Origin of the sequence: Sphingobium sp. 22B (genome assembly GCF_001580035.1) — a bacterium.
In the GTDB taxonomy this organism is placed as follows: domain Bacteria; phylum Pseudomonadota; class Alphaproteobacteria; order Sphingomonadales; family Sphingomonadaceae; genus Sphingobium; species Sphingobium fuliginis.
Window position 1 is genome coordinate 71,210 of record NZ_LTAB01000014.1, and the last position, 21,288, is coordinate 92,497.

General features: G+C 66.5%; 20 protein-coding genes. 13 read left to right on the top strand and 7 right to left on the bottom strand.

Annotation, left to right across the window (positions count from 1 at the left end; all coding sequences use genetic code 11):
- Positions 1-4: 4 nt before the first annotated feature.
- The 4 genes from bioD to A0J57_RS14100 all read right to left on the bottom strand — a co-directional run bounded on the left by bioD (position 5) and on the right by A0J57_RS14100 (position 6,302).
- The gene (gene bioD, locus A0J57_RS14085; RefSeq protein ID WP_061938635.1) at positions 5-622 is read right to left on the bottom strand and encodes a dethiobiotin synthase; all 618 of its coding nucleotides are present in this window, start codon (positions 620-622) and stop codon (positions 5-7) included.
- Positions 619-1,743 carry an 8-amino-7-oxononanoate synthase gene (locus A0J57_RS14090; RefSeq protein ID WP_061938638.1) on the bottom strand — a complete coding sequence of 375 codons (1,125 nt, stop codon included), beginning with the start codon at positions 1,741-1,743 and terminating at the stop codon, positions 619-621. Before A0J57_RS14090 ends, bioD begins: the two co-directional genes overlap by 4 nt.
- Before the next feature lie 175 nt (positions 1,744-1,918).
- On the bottom strand, positions 1,919-5,077 hold the full coding sequence (locus A0J57_RS14095; RefSeq protein ID WP_061938641.1) for an efflux RND transporter permease subunit: 3,159 nt from the start codon (positions 5,075-5,077) through the stop codon (positions 1,919-1,921).
- 52 nt (positions 5,078-5,129) lie between these two features.
- Entirely contained in the window at positions 5,130-6,302 is a 1,173-nt protein-coding gene (locus A0J57_RS14100) for an efflux RND transporter periplasmic adaptor subunit (RefSeq protein ID WP_025549752.1), read from the bottom strand.
- Between the two features lie 186 nt (positions 6,303-6,488).
- Between A0J57_RS14100 and A0J57_RS14105 the strand changes: the two genes are divergently transcribed.
- Positions 6,489-6,737: a GlsB/YeaQ/YmgE family stress response membrane protein gene (locus tag A0J57_RS14105; protein ID WP_025549751.1), complete on the top strand. Its 249-nt coding sequence runs from the start codon at positions 6,489-6,491 to the stop codon at positions 6,735-6,737.
- Positions 6,738-6,796: 59 nt separating this feature from the next.
- Here A0J57_RS14105 and A0J57_RS14110 read toward each other — a convergent pair whose 3' ends face one another.
- The 3 genes from A0J57_RS14110 to A0J57_RS14120 all read right to left on the bottom strand — a co-directional run bounded on the left by A0J57_RS14110 (position 6,797) and on the right by A0J57_RS14120 (position 7,914).
- On the bottom strand, positions 6,797-7,051 hold the full coding sequence (locus tag A0J57_RS14110; RefSeq protein ID WP_025549750.1) for a GlsB/YeaQ/YmgE family stress response membrane protein: 255 nt from the start codon (positions 7,049-7,051) through the stop codon (positions 6,797-6,799).
- A 158-nt stretch (positions 7,052-7,209) separates the two neighbouring features.
- The gene (locus A0J57_RS14115) at positions 7,210-7,509 is read right to left on the bottom strand and encodes a DUF1153 domain-containing protein (protein ID WP_007687284.1); all 300 of its coding nucleotides are present in this window, start codon (positions 7,507-7,509) and stop codon (positions 7,210-7,212) included.
- Positions 7,510-7,617: 108 nt separating this feature from the next.
- Positions 7,618-7,914 (bottom strand): hypothetical protein, encoded by a 297-nt coding sequence (locus A0J57_RS14120; RefSeq protein WP_025549749.1) that lies wholly within the window; start codon positions 7,912-7,914, stop codon positions 7,618-7,620.
- Positions 7,915-8,038: 124 nt separating this feature from the next.
- On the opposite strand from A0J57_RS14120, the gene mnmA reads away from it, so the two are divergent.
- The 12 genes from mnmA to A0J57_RS14180 all read left to right on the top strand — a co-directional run bounded on the left by mnmA (position 8,039) and on the right by A0J57_RS14180 (position 21,263).
- A complete protein-coding gene (gene mnmA, locus A0J57_RS14125) occupies positions 8,039-9,145 on the top strand; it encodes a tRNA 2-thiouridine(34) synthase MnmA (protein ID WP_061938644.1) in 1,107 nt (368 codons plus the stop codon).
- A 132-nt stretch (positions 9,146-9,277) separates the two neighbouring features.
- A complete protein-coding gene (hisG, locus tag A0J57_RS14130) occupies positions 9,278-9,940 on the top strand; it encodes an ATP phosphoribosyltransferase (RefSeq protein ID WP_061938647.1) in 663 nt (220 codons plus the stop codon).
- Between the two features lie 117 nt (positions 9,941-10,057).
- On the top strand, positions 10,058-11,347 hold the full coding sequence (gene hisD / locus A0J57_RS14135) for a histidinol dehydrogenase (protein WP_061938650.1): 1,290 nt from the start codon (positions 10,058-10,060) through the stop codon (positions 11,345-11,347).
- 66 nt (positions 11,348-11,413) lie between these two features.
- Positions 11,414-11,860: a transcription antitermination factor NusB gene (gene nusB / locus A0J57_RS14140; RefSeq protein WP_048576400.1), complete on the top strand. Its 447-nt coding sequence runs from the start codon at positions 11,414-11,416 to the stop codon at positions 11,858-11,860.
- A gap of 123 nt (positions 11,861-11,983) precedes the next feature.
- A complete protein-coding gene (thiL, locus tag A0J57_RS14145; protein WP_061938653.1) occupies positions 11,984-12,898 on the top strand; it encodes a thiamine-phosphate kinase in 915 nt (304 codons plus the stop codon).
- Positions 12,899-13,127: 229 nt separating this feature from the next.
- The gene (locus A0J57_RS14150) at positions 13,128-15,251 is read left to right on the top strand and encodes a sodium-translocating pyrophosphatase (RefSeq protein ID WP_061938656.1); all 2,124 of its coding nucleotides are present in this window, start codon (positions 13,128-13,130) and stop codon (positions 15,249-15,251) included.
- 106 nt (positions 15,252-15,357) lie between these two features.
- A complete protein-coding gene (locus A0J57_RS14155; RefSeq protein ID WP_173664362.1) occupies positions 15,358-17,280 on the top strand; it encodes a S9 family peptidase in 1,923 nt (640 codons plus the stop codon).
- 157 nt (positions 17,281-17,437) lie between these two features.
- Complete coding sequence (locus A0J57_RS14160) at positions 17,438-18,118, top strand: DUF2490 domain-containing protein (protein WP_048576397.1); 681 nt, start codon at positions 17,438-17,440, stop codon at positions 18,116-18,118.
- A gap of 211 nt (positions 18,119-18,329) precedes the next feature.
- On the top strand, positions 18,330-19,022 hold the full coding sequence (locus A0J57_RS14165; RefSeq protein WP_061938662.1) for an energy transducer TonB: 693 nt from the start codon (positions 18,330-18,332) through the stop codon (positions 19,020-19,022).
- Between the two features lie 26 nt (positions 19,023-19,048).
- Entirely contained in the window at positions 19,049-19,576 is a 528-nt protein-coding gene (locus tag A0J57_RS14170; protein WP_044661207.1) for a hypothetical protein, read from the top strand.
- 20 nt (positions 19,577-19,596) lie between these two features.
- Positions 19,597-20,586, top strand: coding sequence for a bifunctional diaminohydroxyphosphoribosylaminopyrimidine deaminase/5-amino-6-(5-phosphoribosylamino)uracil reductase RibD (gene ribD / locus A0J57_RS14175; RefSeq protein ID WP_268236559.1), 990 nt, complete (start codon positions 19,597-19,599; stop codon positions 20,584-20,586).
- Positions 20,587-20,648: 62 nt separating this feature from the next.
- Positions 20,649-21,263: a riboflavin synthase gene (locus tag A0J57_RS14180; RefSeq protein WP_061938665.1), complete on the top strand. Its 615-nt coding sequence runs from the start codon at positions 20,649-20,651 to the stop codon at positions 21,261-21,263.
- Positions 21,264-21,288 lie beyond the last annotated feature (25 nt).

The following is a 21,288-nucleotide window of genomic DNA, read 5'->3' on the forward strand; positions in this document are numbered from 1 at the left end:
GTCTTTAGCCGGGCAGACGGATCGATGCTGCGAAAGCCGTCCGCAACTGCCCCGCATCCAGCGGATCGAGATAGGGCAGGCGGCCAAGGCTGGGAACCTTGCCCAGCAGCGGAACGATCCGTTCATTTTCCTCATGCGGTTCGCCGATGAAGACGATGCCGGCGATGGGGATGGCCCGCGCCCGCAGGGCCTCCAGACTGAGCAGGCTGTGGTTGATGGTGCCAAGCCCCGTCCGCGCGCAAAGGATCGCGGGCAGGCCCCAATGCGCGAACAGATCGATCATCAGCATCCTGTCGCTGACCGGCACCATCAGGCCGCCGGCGCCCTCGACCACCAGCGGGCCGTTCACCTTCGGCAGGGCAAGCCGGTCAAGCGCGATCTCCACCCCGTCGATCCGCGCCGCCAGATGGGGGGAGGCGGGCGTGGTGAGGCGATAGGCCTCGGGCAGGATATGCGCCGGAGGCAGGCCCGACAGCGTGGCGACCCGCTCCCTGTCGCCCTCCGGATCGACGCCCGCCTGCACCGGCTTCCAATAATGGGCGCCAAGGGCACCCGCCAGGCCGGCGGCAAAGACCGTCTTGCCGATGTCCGTATCGGTGCCCGTGACGATGAAGCCGCTCACGCCGCCACCCGCCGCAAAATGTCCCCCAGGGCGGCGATGTCGGCGCGCCCCACGTTCAGCGTCAGCGAGATGCGCAGCCGGCTGGTGCCCGGCGGCACCGTCGGCGGACGGATGCCGCGCACGTCGAAGCCGGCCTCCTGCAAGGCGGCGGCGGTGGCCATGGCGCGGCGGTCCTCGCCCAATATCACCGGCACGATCTGGCTGCGCGGGCTTGGCAGGCCGAGCGGCGCGCAGATATTCTCGCCCGCATCGACCATCAGCGTCTTCAGCCGCTCGCGCAGGTCGCCCGCCTGCTCGATCCGGTCCAGCGCGGCGGAGACCGCCACCGCCATCAGCGGCGACGGCGCGGTCGAGAAGATGAAGGCGCGCGCCCGGTTGATGAGGTAATCGATCAGAATGCGCGGCCCGCAGATCAGCGCGCCCTCCACGCCCATCGCCTTGCCGCAGGTGTGCAGCGTCACGACATTGTGCAGCCCGTCCAGCCCTGCCGACAGGCCCCGTCCGGAAGGGCCGAAGACGCCGGTGCCATGGGCCTCGTCCAGGATCAGCATGGCGTCATGCCTGGCCGCCAGCGTCGCGAGGTCGCCGAGCGGCGCCATGTCGCCGTCCATCGAATAGAGCGTTTCGACCGCGATCCACACCCGCCCCTTGCCGCCCTCCTGCCGCCAGGCGGCGATCAGGTCGGCAAAGCTTTGCACATCATTGTGGCGGGCGAAGACGGCCGCGGCCTTCGACATGCGGATGCCGTCATGGACGCTGGCGTGAATCAGCTCGTCCGCGACGATCAGGTCGCCGCGCTGCGGCAGGGTGGAGAACAGCGCCAGATTGGCGGCAAAGCCGTTGGCCATGAACAGCGCCGCCTGGGTGCGGAAGAAAGCGGCGGCCTTCGCCTCCAGCCCTTCATGTTCGGGCGCGTTGCCGCGCAGCAGGCGCGATCCGCCGGACCCCACCGGCACCCCGCGCGCCACGGCATCGGCCACGGCCTGACCGATGATCGGATCGCCCGCCAGGCCGAGATAGTCGTTGGAAGCGAAGTCGCGCCCGGCGCGAGGCGTCAGGCTGCGCAGGCGGCCGCGCTTTTCCAGCGCGGCGAGCTGCGAACGGAAGGGTTCGCTGGTCATGGCGCGGCCTATAGGCCCGCGGAGCGGGAGCGGGCAAGCCCGACCGCCGATCCGCCGTCCGGCTTTGGCACGGTAGGGCGGATAGCGGGCGTTCGCGTTCGGTTCAGGTGAACCGTGCTCCTGCCTTCGCGGGAGCACGGCGCATTATGAGAAAAGCTGAAAGGCAGAAACCACCCTATCCCGCCGGTTGCGCCGTCGCAGCGCGGTTGTCGCCGGGCTTGTAGGTCAGCAGGCGGCGGCCCAGGCGCGGGCCGACCCATTCCTCGATCCCCAGCGCCAGGCTGAATGTCGCGGGCACGATCACCAGCGTCAGCACGGTCGAGAGGATGAGCCCACCGATCACGGTGATGCCCATGGGCGCGCGCCATGCGCCGTCGCCGCCCAGCGACAGCGCGGTGGGCACCATCCCCGCCACCATCGCCACGGTGGTCATGACGATGGGCTGGGCGCGCTTGTGCCCGGCGTCGATGATCGCCTCCAGCTTCGGCACGCCCTTGCCCATCTCCTCCAGCGCGAAGTCGATGACGAGGATCGAGTTCTTGGCGACGATGCCCAGCAGCATCAGCAGGCCGATCAGCACCGGCATGGACACCGGATTGCCGGTCAGGTGCAGCGCCACCGCCCCGCCCAGCGGCGCCAGCAGCAGCGACCCCAGGTTGACGAACGGAGGCATCAGCCGCTTGTAGAGCAGCGTCAGCACCGCCAGCACCAGCATGATGCCGGAAATGACGGCGATGACGAAATTCTGGATCATCTCCGCCTGCCACTTGCTGTCGCCGGTATTCAGCTTCTGCACGCCCAGTATCTTGCCGGCGGCGATGGCCTTCATGGTCGGCAGGGCGTCGATCTTGGCCATGGCCTGGCTGGTCACGATGCCCGGCGCCAGGTCCGCGCCGACGACGATGCGGCGGATCTGGTTGTAGCGGCGGATCTGCGTCGGGCCCGCGCCGAATTCTATGTCGGCCACGACCTTCAGCGGTACGGACCCGCCGCTGACCGTGGGCACCGGCATGTTCTGGATCGTCGCGAGGTCGCGACGGCTGTTTTCCGCGACCGCCACGCGGATCGGAATCTGCCGGTCGGACAGCGAGAATTTGGCGCTGTTCTGGTCGATGTCGCCGATCGTCGCGACGCGGATCGTCTGGCTGAGCGCGGCGGTGGTGACGCCCAGGCTGGCGGCCAGATCGAAGCGCGGCTTGATGACGATTTCCGGCCGGTTCATGTCGCCCGCCACCCGCGGCGCACGGATTTCATGGATGCCCGCCATTTCCGCCACCAGCCTGTTGGCGGTTTCCTCCAGCTTCACCGGATCGTCGCTGCCGAACATGATGATGATGTCGCGGCCGAAGCCGCCGCCCGACTGCGACTGGAAATTGACGCGGGCGTCGGCCACCTGCTGGAATTTGGGCGCGACCTTGCGTTCCCATTCGACGGAGGAGATGGGCCGGTCCTTCCTCAATGTCAGGAAGATGTCGGCGCCCGTCGTCTGGATGTCGGCAAAGGCGGCCTCTACCATATCCTTGTCGGCGGCGAGCATGTCCGCGACCTTGCGCGTGATCGCCGTCGTCTGTTGCAGGGTGCTGCCGGGCACGGTTTCGATCTTCACCTGGCTGAAATCGGTGTCGATCGTTGGCTGGAACGACATGGGCAGCGTGCCGAAGGCGAAGATCGTGGCGACAAAGGCAAGGAAACCCATGCCCAGCGTCCAGATGCGGTGGTCGCGAATCCAGGCGGTGAAGCGGGCCATGCCGCCCCGGGCGCGATGGGCGACGGCCTTGCGCTCGTCCAGCGACCAGCGCAGCACGGCCATATAGGCGTCCATCAGCCAGCCCTCGCCATGGCTTTCCTGGCCATGCGCCTTCAGGAAATAGGCCGCGATCATCGGCGTGATCAGGCGCGCGACCGCCAGGCTGAGCAGCACCGCGACCACCACGGTCATGCCGAACTGAATGAAGAACTGTCCCGAAATGCCCGGCATCAACGCGACGGGCAGAAACACCGCGACGATCGCCATGGTGGTCGCCAGCACCGCGAGGCCGATTTCGTCGGCGGCGTCGATGGAGGCCTGATAAGCGCTTTTGCCCATGCGCATGTGGCGCACGATATTCTCGATCTCGACAATGGCGTCGTCGACCAGCACGCCCGCCACCAGGCTGAGCGCCAGCAGCGAGATGCCGTTCAGCGTGAAGCCCATCATGTCCATGAACCAGAAGGCCGGGATCGCGGACAGCGGAATGGCGAGCGCGGAGATCATGGTCGCGCGCCAGTCGCGCAGGAACAGGAAGACGATGACGACGGCCAGCACAGCGCCCTCGATCATCGCCTGCATGGCGCTGTGATACTGGCCCTTGGTATATTCGACGCTGGTGTAGAGCTGCTTGTACTGGACCTTCGGATTTTCCTTCCGGAGCTGGTCCAGCACCTTCATCGCCTCGTCGAAGACGGTGACGTCGGACGATCCCTTGGCCTTTTCCATGCTGAAGCTGGTCACCTGCCGCCCGTTCATCAGGGACAGCGAACGCTGTTCGGCATACATGTCGCGCACGTCGGCCAGATCGGCCAGCTTGACGGTGCGGCCGCCGGAAATGGCGATCTGGGTCTGGCCCAGGGCATAGGCGTCGCGGGCGTTGCCGAGCACGCGGATCGCCTGTTCGGCGCCCGCGATTTCGGTGCGGCCGCCCGCCGCGTTGAGGTTCACCTGCTGAAGCTGCTGGTTGACCTGGGACGCCGTGATGCCATGCGACTGCAGCTTGGCCGGGTCCAATATGACGCGGATTTCGCGGGACACGCCGCCGCCGCGCTTGACCGCCGCCATGCCCGGCACGGCCAGCAGCCGCTTCGCCACCGTATTGTCGACATACCAGGACAGCTCCTCCAGCGTCATGTCGGTCGCTTCGGCGCTGAAATAGGCGATAGGCCCGCCGTCGATGTCCACCCGGCTGACCTGCGGCTCCAATATCCCTTCGGGCAGGTCGCTGCGGATCTGGTCGACGGCGTTCTTCACATCGTTGACGGCGCGGTCGACGGGCGTGCCGATCTGGAATTGCACATTGGTGTTGGATTCGCCCTCCGACACCCAGGATGTGATCTCGTCCACGCCGCTGATGCCGCGCACGGCGGCCTCGACGCGCTGCGTCACCTGCGTCTCCAGCTCCGTCGGCGCGGCGCCGGGCTGGCGCACGACGACGCTGGCCATGGGGAAGCTGACGTCGGGATTCTGGTTGACGTCCATCCGGCTGAAGCTGACCAGACCGGCCAGCAGCAGCGCGACGAACAGGACGATCGGCGACACCGGGTTGCGGATGGCCCAGGCGGAGATATTACGAAAACTCATGACGGCTTCCTCGCCTGCCGGTGGATGCGCCGGTCAGACGCATCCCGCCGCTTCATTTCGACTTGCCGGCTTCCGGCTTCACCTTCTGCCCCGGCGTCAGGAACGCGCCGGCCGAAGCCACGATGCGTTCGTCGCCGTTGAGGCCGTTCAGGATCGACACGCCCGCATCGGTCACCTGACCGATCTTGACGTCGCGCCGCTGCACCTCGTCCCGGCCGTTGACGACATAGACGAAATTGCCCTTCTCGTCGCTCTGCACCGCCGATTCCGGCAGCATCGGCGCGGAGCCGGTGCCGCTGACGATCGCGGCGGACGCGAAGCCGCCCGGACGGATCGCCGGATTATAGGGGATGGCGATGCGGGCGATGCCCTGCCGGGTCTGATTGTCGACCACCGGCGACACCTGCCAGACGCGCCCGGCAAATTGCGCCGTGCCGCCGACCGGGGTCACGGTGGCGCTGTTGCCCGGACGGATCGCGGCCAGATCGCCCTCGCTGACCTGGGCCAGCATCTCCATCTCCCCGCCCTTCGCCATGCGGAACAGCACGGCGCTGCCCGAACTCACGATCTGGCCAGGTTCCACCGCGCGGGTCAGCACCAGGCCCGCGGCGGGCGCGCGGATGTCGAGGCGGCCAGTGCGGGCGCGCTGTTCGGCCAGCTGCGCGACGGCGACGCTGACGCGGGCATTGGCGGCGTCGCGGGTGGCGGTGCGCTGGTCGATGTCGGCCTGGCTGATGAAGCCGCGCGACACCAGCGCCCGGGCGCGGTCGAGCTGCGCCTGCGCCAGCTTGGCGTCGGCGCGGTTGACCTCCACCTGCGCGGCGAGGGAGCGGATCTGCTCGGTCTGGACGGAGCGTTCGACCGTCGCCAGCACCTGGCCGGCGCGCACCCAGTCGCCCGGCTGGACCAGCACGCGCGTCACCGCGCCGCCTTCCCCGACCACGCCCACCGGCATCTCCACCCGCGCCGCGAGCGATCCGGTGGCGCTGACGGTGTTCGATACGGTCGACCGGCCCGGGCTGATCACCGTCACGACCGGCGCCTGCACGGCGCCGGCGGGCGCCTCCGCCCCTTTGCCGTGCATGCTGACCCAGGTGGCGGCGGCGATCAGGATGATCGCGATCACGGCGCCGATCGTCAGCCGACGGCGCCAGACGGAGCGTTCCTCCTGCTCGCCAAGGACATTTGCCGGAGCGTCGCCGACCAATGAAGTTTCGTAATTCATCCTGAACCCATCTTTCGGCCATAGGCGCCGTTCGGGTTGCTGTATTATATGAATACATCACCCGGCTCAAGCCCCCATTATCACGGCGGTGCGGAGGACGGCAAAGCCCTTCCGCCGCGCCTGCGGGCCCTTGCCAAAGCGGCACGACTATGGCGCTATGCCCTGTATGGCGGCTGGAGGGCGGCGATGGAATTGCTCGGATGGATCATGGTCGGCCTGTTCGCGGGTGCCATCGCGCGGCTGGTCATGCCCGGGCGCGATCCGGGCGGCTGCGTCGTCACCATATTGCTGGGCATCGCCGGCGCGCTGCTGGCGGGCTATGTCGGGCGGCTGCTGGGCGTCTATGCGCCCGGCGAGCAGGCGAGCTTCATCGCGGCGGTGCTGGGGGCGATCGGCGTGCTGGCGCTCTATCGCTTCTTCTCCGGGCGGGGCTGAACGCAAAAAAGGGCCGCGCCCTTTCGGGGCACGGCCCTTTTGATCCTCTCCGGCGCTGTTTAGCGGACCGAACCGCGACGGACCAGATTGACGATCGCGAGCAGGATGATGGCGCCGACCAGCGACACGAGGAAGCTGTAAAGCGTCAGGCCGTCATTGATCGAACCGCCGCTGAAGATCAGGCCGCCGATGAACGCGCCGACGATGCCGACGACGATGTTCAGCAGGATGCCCTGTTGTGCGTCGGTCCGCATGACCATGCTGGCAAGCCAGCCGATGATGCCGCCGACAACGAGCCACAAGATGATGCCCATTTCTCACTCTCCTTGGACCATAGCCCCTTTCGGGTGGGCTGATCTGTTCAACGGAGAAGTCGGCGTTACGTTCCCTTTCGCACTTGACAAAGAAGAAGGCCGCCGGATGACATATCCGGCGGCCTTCCTGTGCGACCCTTCATTGCTGAAACGGATGATCAGTATTTCTGCTGCCGTTCGTAGAGGGACTTGTAATATTGGATGCGCGTCACGCGCAGGCCGTGCATGCCCGAACGGTCGACGGCGCGCTGCCAGCTCGCAAATTCCTCCAGCGTCAGCGAATAGCGCGCGCAGGCTTCGTCCACGGTCAGCAGGCCGCCGTTCACGGCCGCCACGACTTCAGCCTTGCGGCGCACGACCCAGCGAGTCGTATCGACGGGCGGCAGGCTTTCCAGAGTCAGGGGTTCTCCAAGCGGCCCGACGACCTGTGCAGGTCTGATTTTCTGGTTTTCGATCATTATCACCCTCAATAAGCGGCACTGGCGTTGCCGATTTCAGCAGTGCTTGCCTGTTTGCGCTTCAAGCCCTGAACAGGCCCTAAAGCGCCACGGTAAACGCCCCCTTCATCATCCTTTCCCCACCTTTAAACGGTTCGCGATCAACGGGTTAAAGCTGCCCGCGAGCCCCACGGCCTCGATCTTGCCGCCGGAACGTGGCGCGAGAATATCGGCCAGTTCCTGAACCCAGTCTCCCTCGATCTCCTGCCCCCGCAGGACGCCTGCGACCGCCTGCGCGGTGGGGCTGGCCGCCTGCGCCGCCGCCGAAGCGGCCCGCAAGGACGGCCAGACCGGCACGCGCCGCCGGCCCGAAGGCTTGACGAAGCCGGCCTTGAGCCCGCCCGTCCTGAGGAATCCCAGATCCATGGGAGAGCGGTTTACGGAGCAAAGGATAAGGTCCGGTAAATTTGCCCCCAAAATGGGGTATGGAATGCGACGAAACGTTGAATTCGTCTGGCACCCCGAAGGGCGGGCGACTATATGCGCGCGCATGCAGCCCCAGTTCCAGCTCAACGAGCCGCTCGATGCGCGGCGCATCGTCGTCGCCATGTCCGGCGGCGTGGACAGCAGCGTCGTCGCAGCGCTCGCCGCGCGCACGGGGGCGGAGACCATCGGCGTCACGCTCCAGCTCTACGATCATGGCGCGGCGGTGGGGCGGACGGGAAGCTGCTGCGCCGGGCAGGACATACGCGACGCGCGGGCGGTCGCGGACCGCATCGGCATCGCCCATTATGTCTTTGATTATGAAAGCCGGTTCCGGGATTCGGTGATCGCTGATTTTGCCGACGAATATATGGCCGGGCGCACGCCCATCCCCTGCGTGAAATGCAATATGGGGGTGAAGTTCACCGATCTGTTTGCAATAGCCCGCGATCTGGGCGCCGACTGTCTCGCCACCGGCCATTATGTGCGTCGGGTGGAGGGAGCGCAGGGCGCCGAACTGCATCGCGCCGCCGATCCGGCGCGGGACCAGAGCTATTTCCTCTTCGCCACGACTCAGGTGCAGCTCGACTATCTGCGCTTCCCGCTGGGTGGCCTGCCCAAGCCGCAGGTGCGGGAAATCGCGGCCGAACTGGGCCTGTCGGTGGCGATGAAGCCCGACAGCCAGGACATCTGCTTCGTGCCGGACGGCGACTATGCGAAGATCGTGCGCAAGCTGCGGCCGGATGCCGATGAGGGCGGCGACATCGTCCATATCGACGGCCGCGTGATGGGCACGCACAAGGGGATGATCCACTATACCGTCGGCCAGCGCAAAGGGCTGGAGATCGGCGGCCAGGCCGAACCGCTCTATGTCGTGCGGCTGGATGCGCAGGCGCGGCGGGTGATCGTCGGACCGAAGGCGGCGCTCGCGGTTTCGGCGGCAAGGCTGAGCGACATCAACTGGCTGGGCGGGGATTTTTCCGGGCCCTTGACGGCCAAGGTGCGCTCCATGGCCAAACCCGTCCCGGCCCGGCTGGAGGGCGAGCGGCTGGTCTTCGACGCGCCCGAATATGGCGTCGCGCCCGGGCAGGCGGCGGTGCTCTATGCCGGGGACCGGGTGCTGGGCGGCGGCTGGATCGCCGCGACGGAAGCGGCGCTGGCGGAGGCAGCGTAAGCCCCTCCCCGCTGCGACTAAGCTACGCCTGCGGCATGGCAAGTCTCGCTCCCCTCCCGCAGGCGGGAGGGGTTGGGGGTGGGCCTGCGCGACCTTGTTCTTTCAGGCTTTCGCAAGTAAGGCCCGCGCGTCATGACTCGTCCGCTCACCTTCGCCATCCCCAAGGGCCGCATTCTCGATGAGGCGCTGCCCCTGCTCGCCCAGGCCGGTATCGAGCCGGAGGCGGAGTTCCATGACAAGAAGAGCCGCGCGCTGCGCTTCGCCACCAACCGGCCGGACGTGGCGATCATCCGCGTGCGCGCCTTCGACGTGGCGACCTTCGTCGCGCATGGCGCGGCGCAGATCGGCATCGTCGGATCGGACGTGCTGGAAGAGTTTGATTATTCGGAGATTTACGCGCCGGTCGACCTCGACATGGGGCATTGCCGCCTGTCGGTGGCCGAACCCGTCGGCCTGGCGGACGAGGATGAGGCAGCGCTCAGCCATGTGCGGGTCGCGACCAAATATCCTTATCTCACGCGCAAATATTATGAGGCGCGGGGCATTCAGGCGGAGTGCGTGAAGCTCAACGGTGCGATGGAATTGGCGCCCTCGCTGGGCCTGTCCCGCCGCATCGTCGACCTGGTGTCCTCGGGCGCGACGCTCAAGGCCAATGGCCTGGTCGAGACCAATATCATCATGCAGGTGTCGGCGCGTCTGATCGTCAACCGCGCCGCTTATAAGATGCGCTCGGCCGAACTGGTGCCGCTGGTGGAGGCGTTCCGCAAGGCCGTGGGGGCGAAGGATGCGGCGTGATTCCCTCACCGTCATTCCCGCGCAGGTGGAAACCCACCTCCCCAGCGTTGTGCCTGGCGCTTCTTATGGGAGATGGACCCCCGCCTCCACGGGGATGACGGAAGGAGGATGGGGCCGATGACCTTCCGCCTTTCCACCGCCGACAGCGATTTCGCAGCCGCCTTCGCCGCCCTGGTCGATGCCCGGCGCGAGGCCGATGAGGATGTGTCGCGCGACGTCACCGCGATCCTGAAGCGCGTGCGCGCCGAGGGCGACGCGGCGCTGGCCGACTATACCAGCCGTTTCGACCGGCATGATTTGAACGTCAGCGGCTGGGCGGTCGAACCCGCCGAATGCCGCAAGGCGCTGGACGGCCTTTCGACCGAATTGCGCGACGCGCTGGAACTCGCAGCGGCGCGGATCGCGGCCTATCATGAGAAGCAGAAGCCGCAGGACAGCGACGGCGTCGATGCGGCGGGCGTCCGTCTCGGCGCGCGCTGGAATGCGGTGGATGCGGCTGGACTGTACGTGCCGGGCGGGCGGGCGGCCTATCCCAGTTCGCTGCTGATGAACGTCATCCCCGCCAGGGTCGCGGGCGTCGAGCGCATCGCCATGGTCACGCCCACCCCCCATGGCGAGATCAACCCGCTGGTGCTGGCCGCCGCCGCCATCGCCGGGATCGAGGAGATCTGGCGCGTCGGTGGGGCGCAGGCGGTGGCGGCGCTGGCCTATGGCACGGACCGGATCAGGCCGGTCGACGTCATCACTGGCCCCGGCAACGCCTGGGTGGCGGAGGCGAAGCGCCAGCTTTACGGCGTGGTCGGCATCGACATGGTCGCGGGCCCGTCCGAGATCGTCGTGGTGGCCGATGGGAAGAACGATGCCGACTGGATCGCCGCCGACCTGCTCAGCCAGTCGGAGCATGACCCGACCAGCCAGTCGATCCTGTTCACCGACGATGCGGCCTTTGCCGATGCGGTCGCGGCGGCGGTGGAAAAGCGCCTGCCCCTGCTCGCCACGCACGCGGTCGCGACCGCGAGCTGGAACGCCAATGGCGCGATCATCGTCGTGCGCGACTTCGAGGAAGCCATGCCGCTGGTCGACCGCCTCGCCGCCGAGCATCTGGAACTGGCCGTGGACGATCCCGACGCGCTCTTCAAGCAGGTGCGCCATGCCGGTTCCGTCTTCCTGGGCCGGATGACGCCGGAAGCGGTGGGCGATTATGTCGCCGGGCCGAACCATGTGCTGCCGACCGGCCGCCGGGCGCGATTCTCCTCCGGCCTTTCGGTGCTGGACTTCATGAAGCGCACCAGCTTCCTCAGCCTCGATCAGAACGCTATCGACGCCATCGGCCCGGCCGCCGTCGCGCTGGCGGAGGCGGAGGGGCTTCCGGCCCATGCTGCATCGGTGGCGCTGCGTTTGAAATAATTTCCCCCCTCGCTGCGTTCGGCAAAGGGCTTCGACAGGCTCGGCCCGAACGGTTATGGAAAGACTATGAACGACCGCTCCAAATCCCGCTCCGCCGCGCGCCTCGCCGCGGTGCAGGCGCTCTACCAGCTTGAGATGGAGGGCACGCCGCTCCACCTGCTGCTGCATGAATTCCACCAGCACCGCCTGGGCGCGACCATAGAGGATGTCACCTATGCGCAGGCGGAGGAAAGCTTCTTCGACGATGTCGTGCAGGGCGTGGACCGGCGGCGCGAGGAGATTGACGGACTGATCGTGGCGCGGCTCTCCAAGGGCTGGAGCCTGGAGCGGCTCGACAAGCCGATGCGGCAGATCCTGCGCGCCGGCACCTATGAATTGCTCGCCCGCAAGGATGTGGCGACCGGCACGGCGATCAGCGAATATGTCGATGTCGCCCATGCCTTCTACGACAAGCGCGAGGCGGGTTTCGTGAACGGGCTGCTGGACGCCGTGGCGAAGGATGTGCGGAAATAGGAACAGAAAATATCCGTTCGGGCTGAGCTTGTCGAAGCCCTTCACTTCCTTAAAAAGAAGAAAAAGCCGTTGGCTTCGCCGGCCTTCGGCTCGACAAGCTCAGGGTGAACGGATTTCATTTCAATGTCCGCTGAATCCCGTTTCCTGACCCTTCTCCGCCTGCTGGCGAACGATCCTGCCGCCCAGGGCTTGCGGGACGATGTGGCGGTCCTCGAAATCGGCAGCGCCCGCCTGATCCTCACCAGCGACACGATGGTGGAGGGGGTGCATTATCTGCCGGCCGATCCGCCCGCGGACATCGGCTGGAAACTGGCCGCCGTGAACCTGTCCGACCTCGCTGCCAAGGGCGCGAAGCCGGTCGGCTGCCTGCTCAACTATGCGCTGTCCGGCGACGACGCCTGGGACGCGGCTTTCCTTGAAGGATTGGGCGAGGCGCTTGGCCGCCATGCCATGCCCTTGCTGGGCGGCGACACGGTGCAGATGCCCAGGGGCGCCCCGCGCAGCTACAGCCTGACCGCGCTGGGCGAAGCGACAGGCCCGATCCCGGCGCGGAGCGGCGCGAAGGTCGGCGACCGGCTCTATCTGACCGGTCCTGTCGGGGATGCGGGCGTGGGCCTCGACCTGCTCAGGAACATGCCCGGCGCTTCGGGGCCGCTGGTGGAGGCCTATCGCCGCCCGCGTCCGCGTCTGGCGGAGGGCGCGCTGCTCGCCCGCCATGTCCATGCGATGATGGACGTGTCCGACGGCCTGCTGATCGACGCCGCCCGCATGGCGGAGGCGAGCGGCCTTGCCGTCACCATCGACCATATCCCGCTCTCCCCCGCGCTGGAGGCGACGCGCGGGGCCAGCAACGCCGTCCAGATCGCCGCGGCTCGGGCGGGGGACGATTATGAACTGCTCTTCGCCCTTCCCGCCGCGGTGAAGCCGCCCGTGCGCGCCATACCCGTCGGCCGCTTCGCCAAGGGCGGGGGACTGACGCTGACGATAGACGGCGTGGCGATCCCGCTGCCGGACCGGCTCGGCTGGGAACATGGCTGATTTGCCTTAATATCGTAACGGGTTGACGCACGCCGTCCGCCCTGTAGCTTCACCCCCGACCTTTCTCAGCCCGGTAGGACCGCATGATGTGCGTGAGCTACGATGCTGATTGACGCGGTGCCCGACGCCGGAAGCGCATGTTCCGGCCGCCCGCCCTTACGCCCTTCGCCCGCCCGTCATTCCCTGCGGAGCGGCCGATGACAGGCATAACAGGGGGAGAGGAACATCCATGCAGATTGTCACGATTGCCATAGGGTGCGGCCTGCTGGCCGTGCTCTACGGCCTCATCACCAGTCGACAGGTGCTGGCGGCGTCCGCCGGCAATGAAACCATGCAACAGATTGCGGGCGCGATTCAGGAGGGGGCGAAGGCCTATCTCGGCCGCCAATATACGACCATCGCCATGGTCGGCGTCGTCGTCGCGGCGCTGGTCTTCTTCTTCCTTGGCGTGACATCGGCGGTCGGCTTCCTGATCGGCGCGATCCTGTCGGGGGCGGCGGGCTTCATCGGCATGAACATCTCGGTCCGCGCCAATGTCCGCACGGCGGAGGCCGCGCGCGGCACGCTGCAAAGCGGGTTGACCGTCGCCTTCCGGGCGGGCGCCATCACCGGCATGCTGGTGGCGGGGCTGGCCCTGCTCGCGATCAGCGTCTTCTTCTGGTATCTGACCGGACCGGCGGGCCATGCGCCCGACGACCGGATCGTGATCGACTCCCTCGTCGCGCTGGCCTTCGGCGCCAGCCTCATCTCCATCTTCGCGCGGCTTGGCGGCGGCATCTTCACCAAGGCGGCCGATGTCGGCGCGGACCTGGTCGGCAAGGTGGAAGCGGGCATTCCGGAGGACGATCCCCGCAACCCCGCCGTCATCGCCGACAATGTCGGCGACAATGTCGGCGACTGCGCGGGCATGGCGGCCGACCTGTTCGAAACCTATGTGGTGACGGTGGGCGCGACCATGGTGCTGACCGCGCTGCTGGTGACGGGCGTCGACAACGCCTTCCTGATGCGCCTGATGTCATTGCCGCTGATCGTCGGCGGGGTATGCATCATCACCTCGATCATCGGCACCTATATGGTGCGGCTGGGCGCGAGCCAGTCGATCATGGGCGCGCTCTACAAGGGGTTCTGGACCACCGCGATCCTGTCCATCCCGGCGCTCTATGCCGTGACGCAGTTCGCGCTGGGCGACCTCAACGCCCGTTTCGGCGCCGATCTGGACGGCGCGGGGGGGTACACCGGCATCGCGCTGTTCTGGGCGATGATGGTCGGCCTCGCGGTCACGGGCCTGATCGTCTGGATCACCGAATATTATACCGGCACCAACTACCGCCCGGTGCGCAGCATCGCCCGCGCGTCGGAAACCGGCCATGGCACCAACGTCATCCAGGGGCTGGCCGTCAGTCTGGAGGCGACGGCCCTGCCGACGCTGGTGATCGTCGTCGGCATCATCGTCGCCTATCAGCTTGCGGGCCTGATCGGCATCGCCTTCGCCGCGACCGCGATGCTGGCGCTTGCCGGGATGGTGGTGGCGCTGGATGCCTATGGCCCCGTCACCGACAATGCGGGCGGCATCGCGGAAATGTCGCATCTCGACGACAGCGTGCGGGTCAAGACCGATGCGCTCGACGCCGTGGGCAACACCACGAAGGCGGTGACGAAGGGCTATGCCATCGGATCGGCGGGCCTGGCCGCGCTGGTGCTGTTCGGCGCCTATACGGAGGATCTGAAATTCTACAACTCGGCTCTCGGCCTGACCGAGCCGGTCGATTTCAGCCTCTCCAACCCCTATGTCATCGTCGGCCTGCTGCTGGGCGCGCTGCTGCCCTATCTGTTCGGCGCGATGGGCATGACGGCGGTGGGCCGCGCGGCGGGCGACGTGGTCAAGGACGTGCGCGACCAGTTCGCCACCAACAAGGGGATCATGGAGGGCACCTCGCGTCCCGATTATGCCCGTACGGTGGACCTCGTCACCCGCGCCGCGATCAAGGAGATGATCGTGCCCAGCCTGCTGCCGGTGCTGGCGCCGATTTTCGTCTATTTCGCGATCTCCGCGGTGGCTGGCACGCCCAACGGCTTCGCGGCGCTGGGCGCGTTGCTGCTGGGCGTCATCGTCTCCGGCCTGTTCGTCGCGCTGTCCATGACCTCCGGCGGCGGGGCCTGGGACAATGCGAAGAAATATATCGAGGACGGCCATCATGGCGGCAAGGGCAGCGAAGCCCATAAGGCGGCCGTGACCGGCGATACGGTGGGCGATCCCTACAAGGACACGGCTGGCCCCGCGGTCAATCCGATGATCAAGATCACCAACATCGTCGCCCTGCTGCTGCTGGCCGCCCTGGCGCACGGCGCGTAATGCCCCGTTAAAAAAGGGAAAGACAGGAAAATGGCTCCGCCCTATAGAAAGGCGGGGCCATTATATTATGGGGGTAAGATTGAGGGGGCTTTCTGTCGTCGCGGGCATGGCGCTCGCGCAGCTTTGCGTGTCGGCCAGTGCGCAAACGGCGCCTGTACCGCGCAAGGAATGGCCGATCGAGGCCTTTGCCGAACTGCCGATGATGGTGGAACCGCAACTCTCGCCCGATGGGATGCGCCTCGCCGCCAGGGTGTCGCGCAATGGCGAACTGCTGCTGATGATCGCCTCCATCATCGAAGAGCCCAACCGTATCCGCACCCTGCAACTGGGGGAAAACGATCTCAACTGGTGGCGTTGGGTCAATGACGACTGGCTGATCGCGGGCATAGGCAGCGAAGCCAACGTCCAGGGGATGCCCTGGTCGATCAGCCGCGTCGTCAGCATCAAGCGCGACGGGTCGAAGATCAACCTGCTGGCCAAGAATGTGGCGGCGCAGAATGGCGATGACGTCATCTGGGTCGCCCGCGATGGCACGCCGCGCATCCTGCTCGCCTATCAATCGTCCATCTTCGGCAGTGAACTCGGCTTCTGGCCGCAGGTGGACGAGGTGGATGTCGCCACCGGCAAGATGCGCCCGGTGGTGCAGTCGCGCCAGAATGTCATGTCCTGGTATGCCGATGCGACCGGCACGGTGCGCATGGGTGTGGGCTATGACGATGCGACGCGCATGTCGAAGCTGCTCTATCGCGTCGACGGCCGGTCCGGTTTCCGCACGATCGACCGGGCGAATCGCCGCCGCGACGAATCCATGGTCGTGCCGCTGCTGTTCACGGCCGATCCGGGCAAGGCGATTGCCAGCGACGATCATGAGGGTACTGACGCGCTGTACGAATATGACCTGACAAGGCTGGAACTGGGCAAGAAGATTTTCGCCGCGCCCGGCTTCGACATAGACGGGATCGAACGCGACACCGCCGGCACCGGCCTCGCCGGGGTGCGCTATACCGCCGAAGGACCGGGGGTGCACTGGTTCGACGAGGGGTTGGCGAAGATCCAGGCCGACATCGACAAGGCGGTGGGCGCCCATCGCCGCGCCCGGATCGTGTCCACCAGCCGGGATCATCAGCGCATGATCGTTCATGTCGGCAGCGCGGACCAGCCGGGCACCTATTATTATTACGACACCGCCGCCGGCGCGATGAGCATCCTGTCGAAGATCAGCGAAAATTTCGGGCCCGGCGTCCATCTCTCCCCGGTCAGGACGATCCGTTACAAGGCGCGCGACGGGCTGGAGATCGCGGCGGTGCTGACCGTGCCGGCGGGCAAGGACCCCAAGGGTCTGCCGTTGATCCTGATGCCGCATGGCGGCCCCTTCGCCCGGGACAGCGAGGAATGGGACTGGTGGGTGCAGTTCCTGGCCTATCGCGGCTATGCGGTGCTGCAACCCAATTATCGCGGCTCCTCCGGCTATGGCACCGCCTTTGCGGACAAGGGCGAGGGGCAGTGGGGCCTTGCCATGCAGGACGACCTCAACGACGCGGTCGACTGGGCGGTGAAGGAAGGGATTGCCGATGCGAAGCGCGTCTGCATCGTCGGCGCCTCCTATGGCGGCTATGCGGCGATGCGCGGCGCACAGCGCGACGGCGCGCGCTATCGCTGCGCGGTCTCCTATGCCGGCGTGTCGGACCTCTCGGCCATGATGCGCTATGACCGCCGCTTCCTCAATCATGGTTCGCGCAAGGACTGGATGAAGGAGCAGGCGCCCGATTTCGCCGCCGTTTCTCCGATCAATTTCGCCGCGCAATTCTCAACGCCGATCCTGCTGATGCATGGCAGGAAGGACCGGCGGGTGCAGGTGAATCAGTCGCGCGAAATGGCGGAGAAGCTGAAGGCGGCAGGCAAGGTCGCCGGACGCGACTATATTTATGTCGAACAGCCTTTGGCCGACCATTTCTTTTCCCGCCAGGCCGATCGGCTGGAATTCCTCCAACGGCTCGACGCCTTTTTGAAGGACCATAATCCGGCCTGAAACCGGGCCTGCGACGTCGAACCGCGCGCTATAGCGGGCCGAACGGTTCGGCGTCGGGCGAGATTGTCATAAATTAGAAATGAGATAGTCACATGAATGTAACGCATCGGTCATAGTTCGCCCGCGTCCGCCACGATGGCGAGGGGAGATTGACTTCATGCGACTGACCCACAAGCTGCTGCCCGCGCTTGCCCTGCTGGCCGTCCCGGCCGTGGCGCATGCCAGCGAGGACGAACAGCTCTGGACCACGGCGAACGCGACGGTAAAGCTGAGCGATCATTGGCGCTTTTCGCAAGAGGTCGTCGCCCGGTTCAGCAACGATCGCGACGGGCTGTACGAGGTCGAGATGAATTCGCTGGTCGGCTACAGGATCGGCAAGAAGGTGACGGTCTGGGCGGGCTATACCCATGACCCGCAATATGACGCCGGCCATTTTTCCGTGATGGAGCATCGCGGGCGCCAGCAGGTCACCTTCGACAATATCGTGAAGATCGGACCCGGCCAGCTCAGCGCGCGCCTCCGGCTGGAGGAGCGCTGGCGCGAGGGGATCGACGGCACCGCCTGGCGGCTGCGTCCCTATGTCAAATATGTGCTGCCGTTCAGGGAAGGCGGCAGGACCGCGCTGCTCCTCAGCCATGAGAGCTTCATCGACTTCAACACCACCAATTTCCAGCGGGTTCAGGGAGAGGAGCGGATGCGCAACCTGATCGCCATCACCACCCCCGTGGCGAAGAATGTGAATGCGGAGATCGGCTATCTGCACCAGCACGGCTTCCGCCCGGACGCCGACGACAGCAATGACAATGTCGCGTCCTTCTCGCTGAACTTTTCCTTCTGATCTGCAGCGCGGGGCGGGTTGGGTCAATCCGCCCAATTCGCCTCTTCTCGCCAATTACCAAAATCCGGCAAGCGCTCTCGGGCAATTTGAAGCAGCACCTTGGGCGGTCAGCATTGAGAATGCCCAAAAATTAATGTTGCAACATATCATGGAAATATGTTGTAACATGACATGTCGATCCGGGAAGGATCGCATGACAGGAGGGTGCGATATGCGACTGATGACGTTGCGGACAGCAGGTGGGCAGGCTCAGGTTTCCGGCTATAGCGGCGGCAACCGATCTTCCTTCGGCATAGGCGGGGCGATCGCCGTCCATGCGCTGGTGGTCGGGGCCTATCTGCTGATGCCCAAGGAAGTGGTCGATGTCTTCCGCGATCCACCGCCGCTGCTGACCTATCCGGTGGACGATACGCCGCCGCCCCCGGAACAGCAGCAGCCGGAAAACGACTCCAAACCCCTGCCCCGAACCAAATCCCATCCGACCGTGGTGGACAAGCCCGTCGTCCCGCCGCCGACGACGGGCTTCACGACGAAGGCCGATGATGGCATGGCCGCCGGCGATTCCGGCACGGGCACGATCATGCCGCCCATAGTCCCGCCGACGCCCGAACCGGTGCTGGCCGATGCCACCATCGATCCCCGCGCGCTGGCCGCGTTCCAGCCCGACTATCCCGGTGCGATGATCCGGCAGGGGATGGAGGGCAAGGTGGTGGTCCGCGTCACCATCGGCCCCGACGGGCGCGTCACCGACATAGAGCGGCTGTCGGCGGCGGACGAGGCCTTCTGGATCGCCACCCAGCGCCATGCCCTGCGCAAATGGCGCTTCCGCCCGGCGACTCGGGATGGCGTGCCGGTCAGTTCGACCAAGGTGCTGACCGTCCATTTCCGCCTGGCAGACGTCTGAAATCCAACAGGAAGGGGCCGGAAATCATGACGGACAGCAACAGCGCTTTTGCATCCGGCCCCGCCTTACCCTATATCGGCGCGATGGCGATCTTCCCCCGTCCGGTGTCTCCCAAGAGCGCGATGAGCGACCTGTGGAGCTATTTTCGTGAGAACCGGCCTCATAAATGGCCGCTGCTCGGCCTGTCCGTCGCGGTCACCTGGGTCATCATCTGGGCCTTCATCGTCGACGCCAACACCAACACCATGCCGACGCGCAACCAGATCTTCTATGTCCAGAGCTGGGACTCCAGCCGGTCCGACGCGGCGATCATCCTCCAGCAGAAGATCGACCTCGCCAAGCGGGAGGCGGCGATCGAGAAGAAGCAGAAGGAAATGCAGGGCGTGGCCGATATTTTCGGCATCGACTGGAAGAAGGACGAGGCCCGCAACACCGCCCGCCGCAAGGAAGCATTGAAGCAGATCAACGCCCAGCTCGACGCCCGGCTGGCCAAGGCCGAGGCTGCGGAGAAATCCGTCCCCGGAGCAGCCCAGAGCGGGGCGGCCCAGCCCTGAGCGCCCGATCCAAAAGCGTCCTGCCCCCCGCCGATCCCGCTCAGGATCGGCGCTTCATGGCCGCCGCCATCGCACTTTCCGAACGGGGACGCGGCCTTTCCACGCCCAATCCCAATGTCGGCTGCCTGATCGTGAAGGACGGGCATGTGGTCGGGCGCGGCTGGACGCAGAAGGGCGGTCGCCCCCATGCCGAGGCGCAGGCGCTTGAGGAGGCCATGGACCGCGCCCGCGGCGCCACCGCCTATGTGACGCTGGAGCCCTGTTTCCACCTTTCCCCGCGCGGTCCGCGCTGTGCCGACCTGATGGCGCGGGCAGGGGTCCGCCGCGTCGTCATCGCCCTGCGCGATCCCGATCCGCGCACCGACGGGCAGGGCGCCGCCTGGCTGCGCAAGCGCGGCATCGTGGTCGAAATGGGGCTGATGGCGCAGGAAGCCGCCGCTGCGATGCGCGGTTTCGTGCTGCGCCAGACATTGGGCCGCCCGGCCGTGACGCTCAAGCTGGGTCTGTCGCTCGACGGCCGCATCGCGCTGGCCGATGGGTCCAGCCGCTGGATCACCGGTCCGGACGCCCGTGCCCATGCCCATGTGGAACGGGCACGGCATGACGCCATATTGGTTGGCGGCGGCACGCTGCGCACCGACGCGCCCCGGCTGGATGTGCGCCTGGCCGGCCTGGAGGACCGCTCGCCGCGGCGCGTGCTGCTCAGCCATGGCGACGCGCCTGAGGGGTGGGATAGCATTGCCGCGCCGGAAGACATCGCCGCCCTGCCGCATGTCGACCATCTGCTGGTCGAGGGGGGGGCACAGACCGCCGCCGCCTTCCTGCGCGCCGATCTGGTCGACCGCCTGCTGCTCTATCGCGCGCCGATCCTGATCGGCGCCGGGCTTGCCGGGATGGGCGACATCGGCCTGACCGATCTGGCTGGCGCGCATGGCCGCTGGCGGCTCGACGACGAGCGGCGGCTGGGCGATGATCGGCTGGAGGTTTACCTCCGCAGCCGGAACGCCTAGATCACCCCGAAAGCCCCACCCCTTCCGGGCGCGGCCAACGGAACACAAGCAAGGCGCTCCTCATGTTCACCGGCATCATCACCGACATCGGCACCATCCGTACCCATGAACAGCGCGGCGACCTGCGGCTGGTGATCGGCTGCGCCTATGACATGGAATCGGTCGCCATCGGCGCGTCCATCGCCTGTTCGGGCGCCTGCCTGACGGTGGTGGAGAAGGGCGCCGACTGGTTCGCGGTCGACCTGTCGGCCGAAACCGTCGCCCGCACGGCGCCGGGCCTGTGGGACCAGGGCGGCCGCCTCAACCTGGAACGCGCACTCAAGGTCGGGGATGAGTTGGGCGGCCATATCGTCACTGGCCATGTCGACGGCATCGGCACTTTGGTGTCCGCCGCGCATGAGGGCGATTCGACCCGCCTTGTCATCGCCGCGCCCGCCGCGCTGGCCTCCGCATTGGCGGCCAAGGGTTCGATCACCGTCGACGGCATCTCGCTGACCGTCAACACGGTGGAGGATCAGGCGGACGGCTCCGTCCATTTCGGCCTGAACATCATCCCGCACACGGCCGCCGCGACGACGCTGGACAGCCTGACGCCGGGCCGCGCCTTCAATCTGGAGATCGATGTGCTGGCGCGCTATCTCGACCGGATGCAGAGCCTTCGCTCTCGCTCAATGTGATTATTGCTTGCCATAATCACATCTT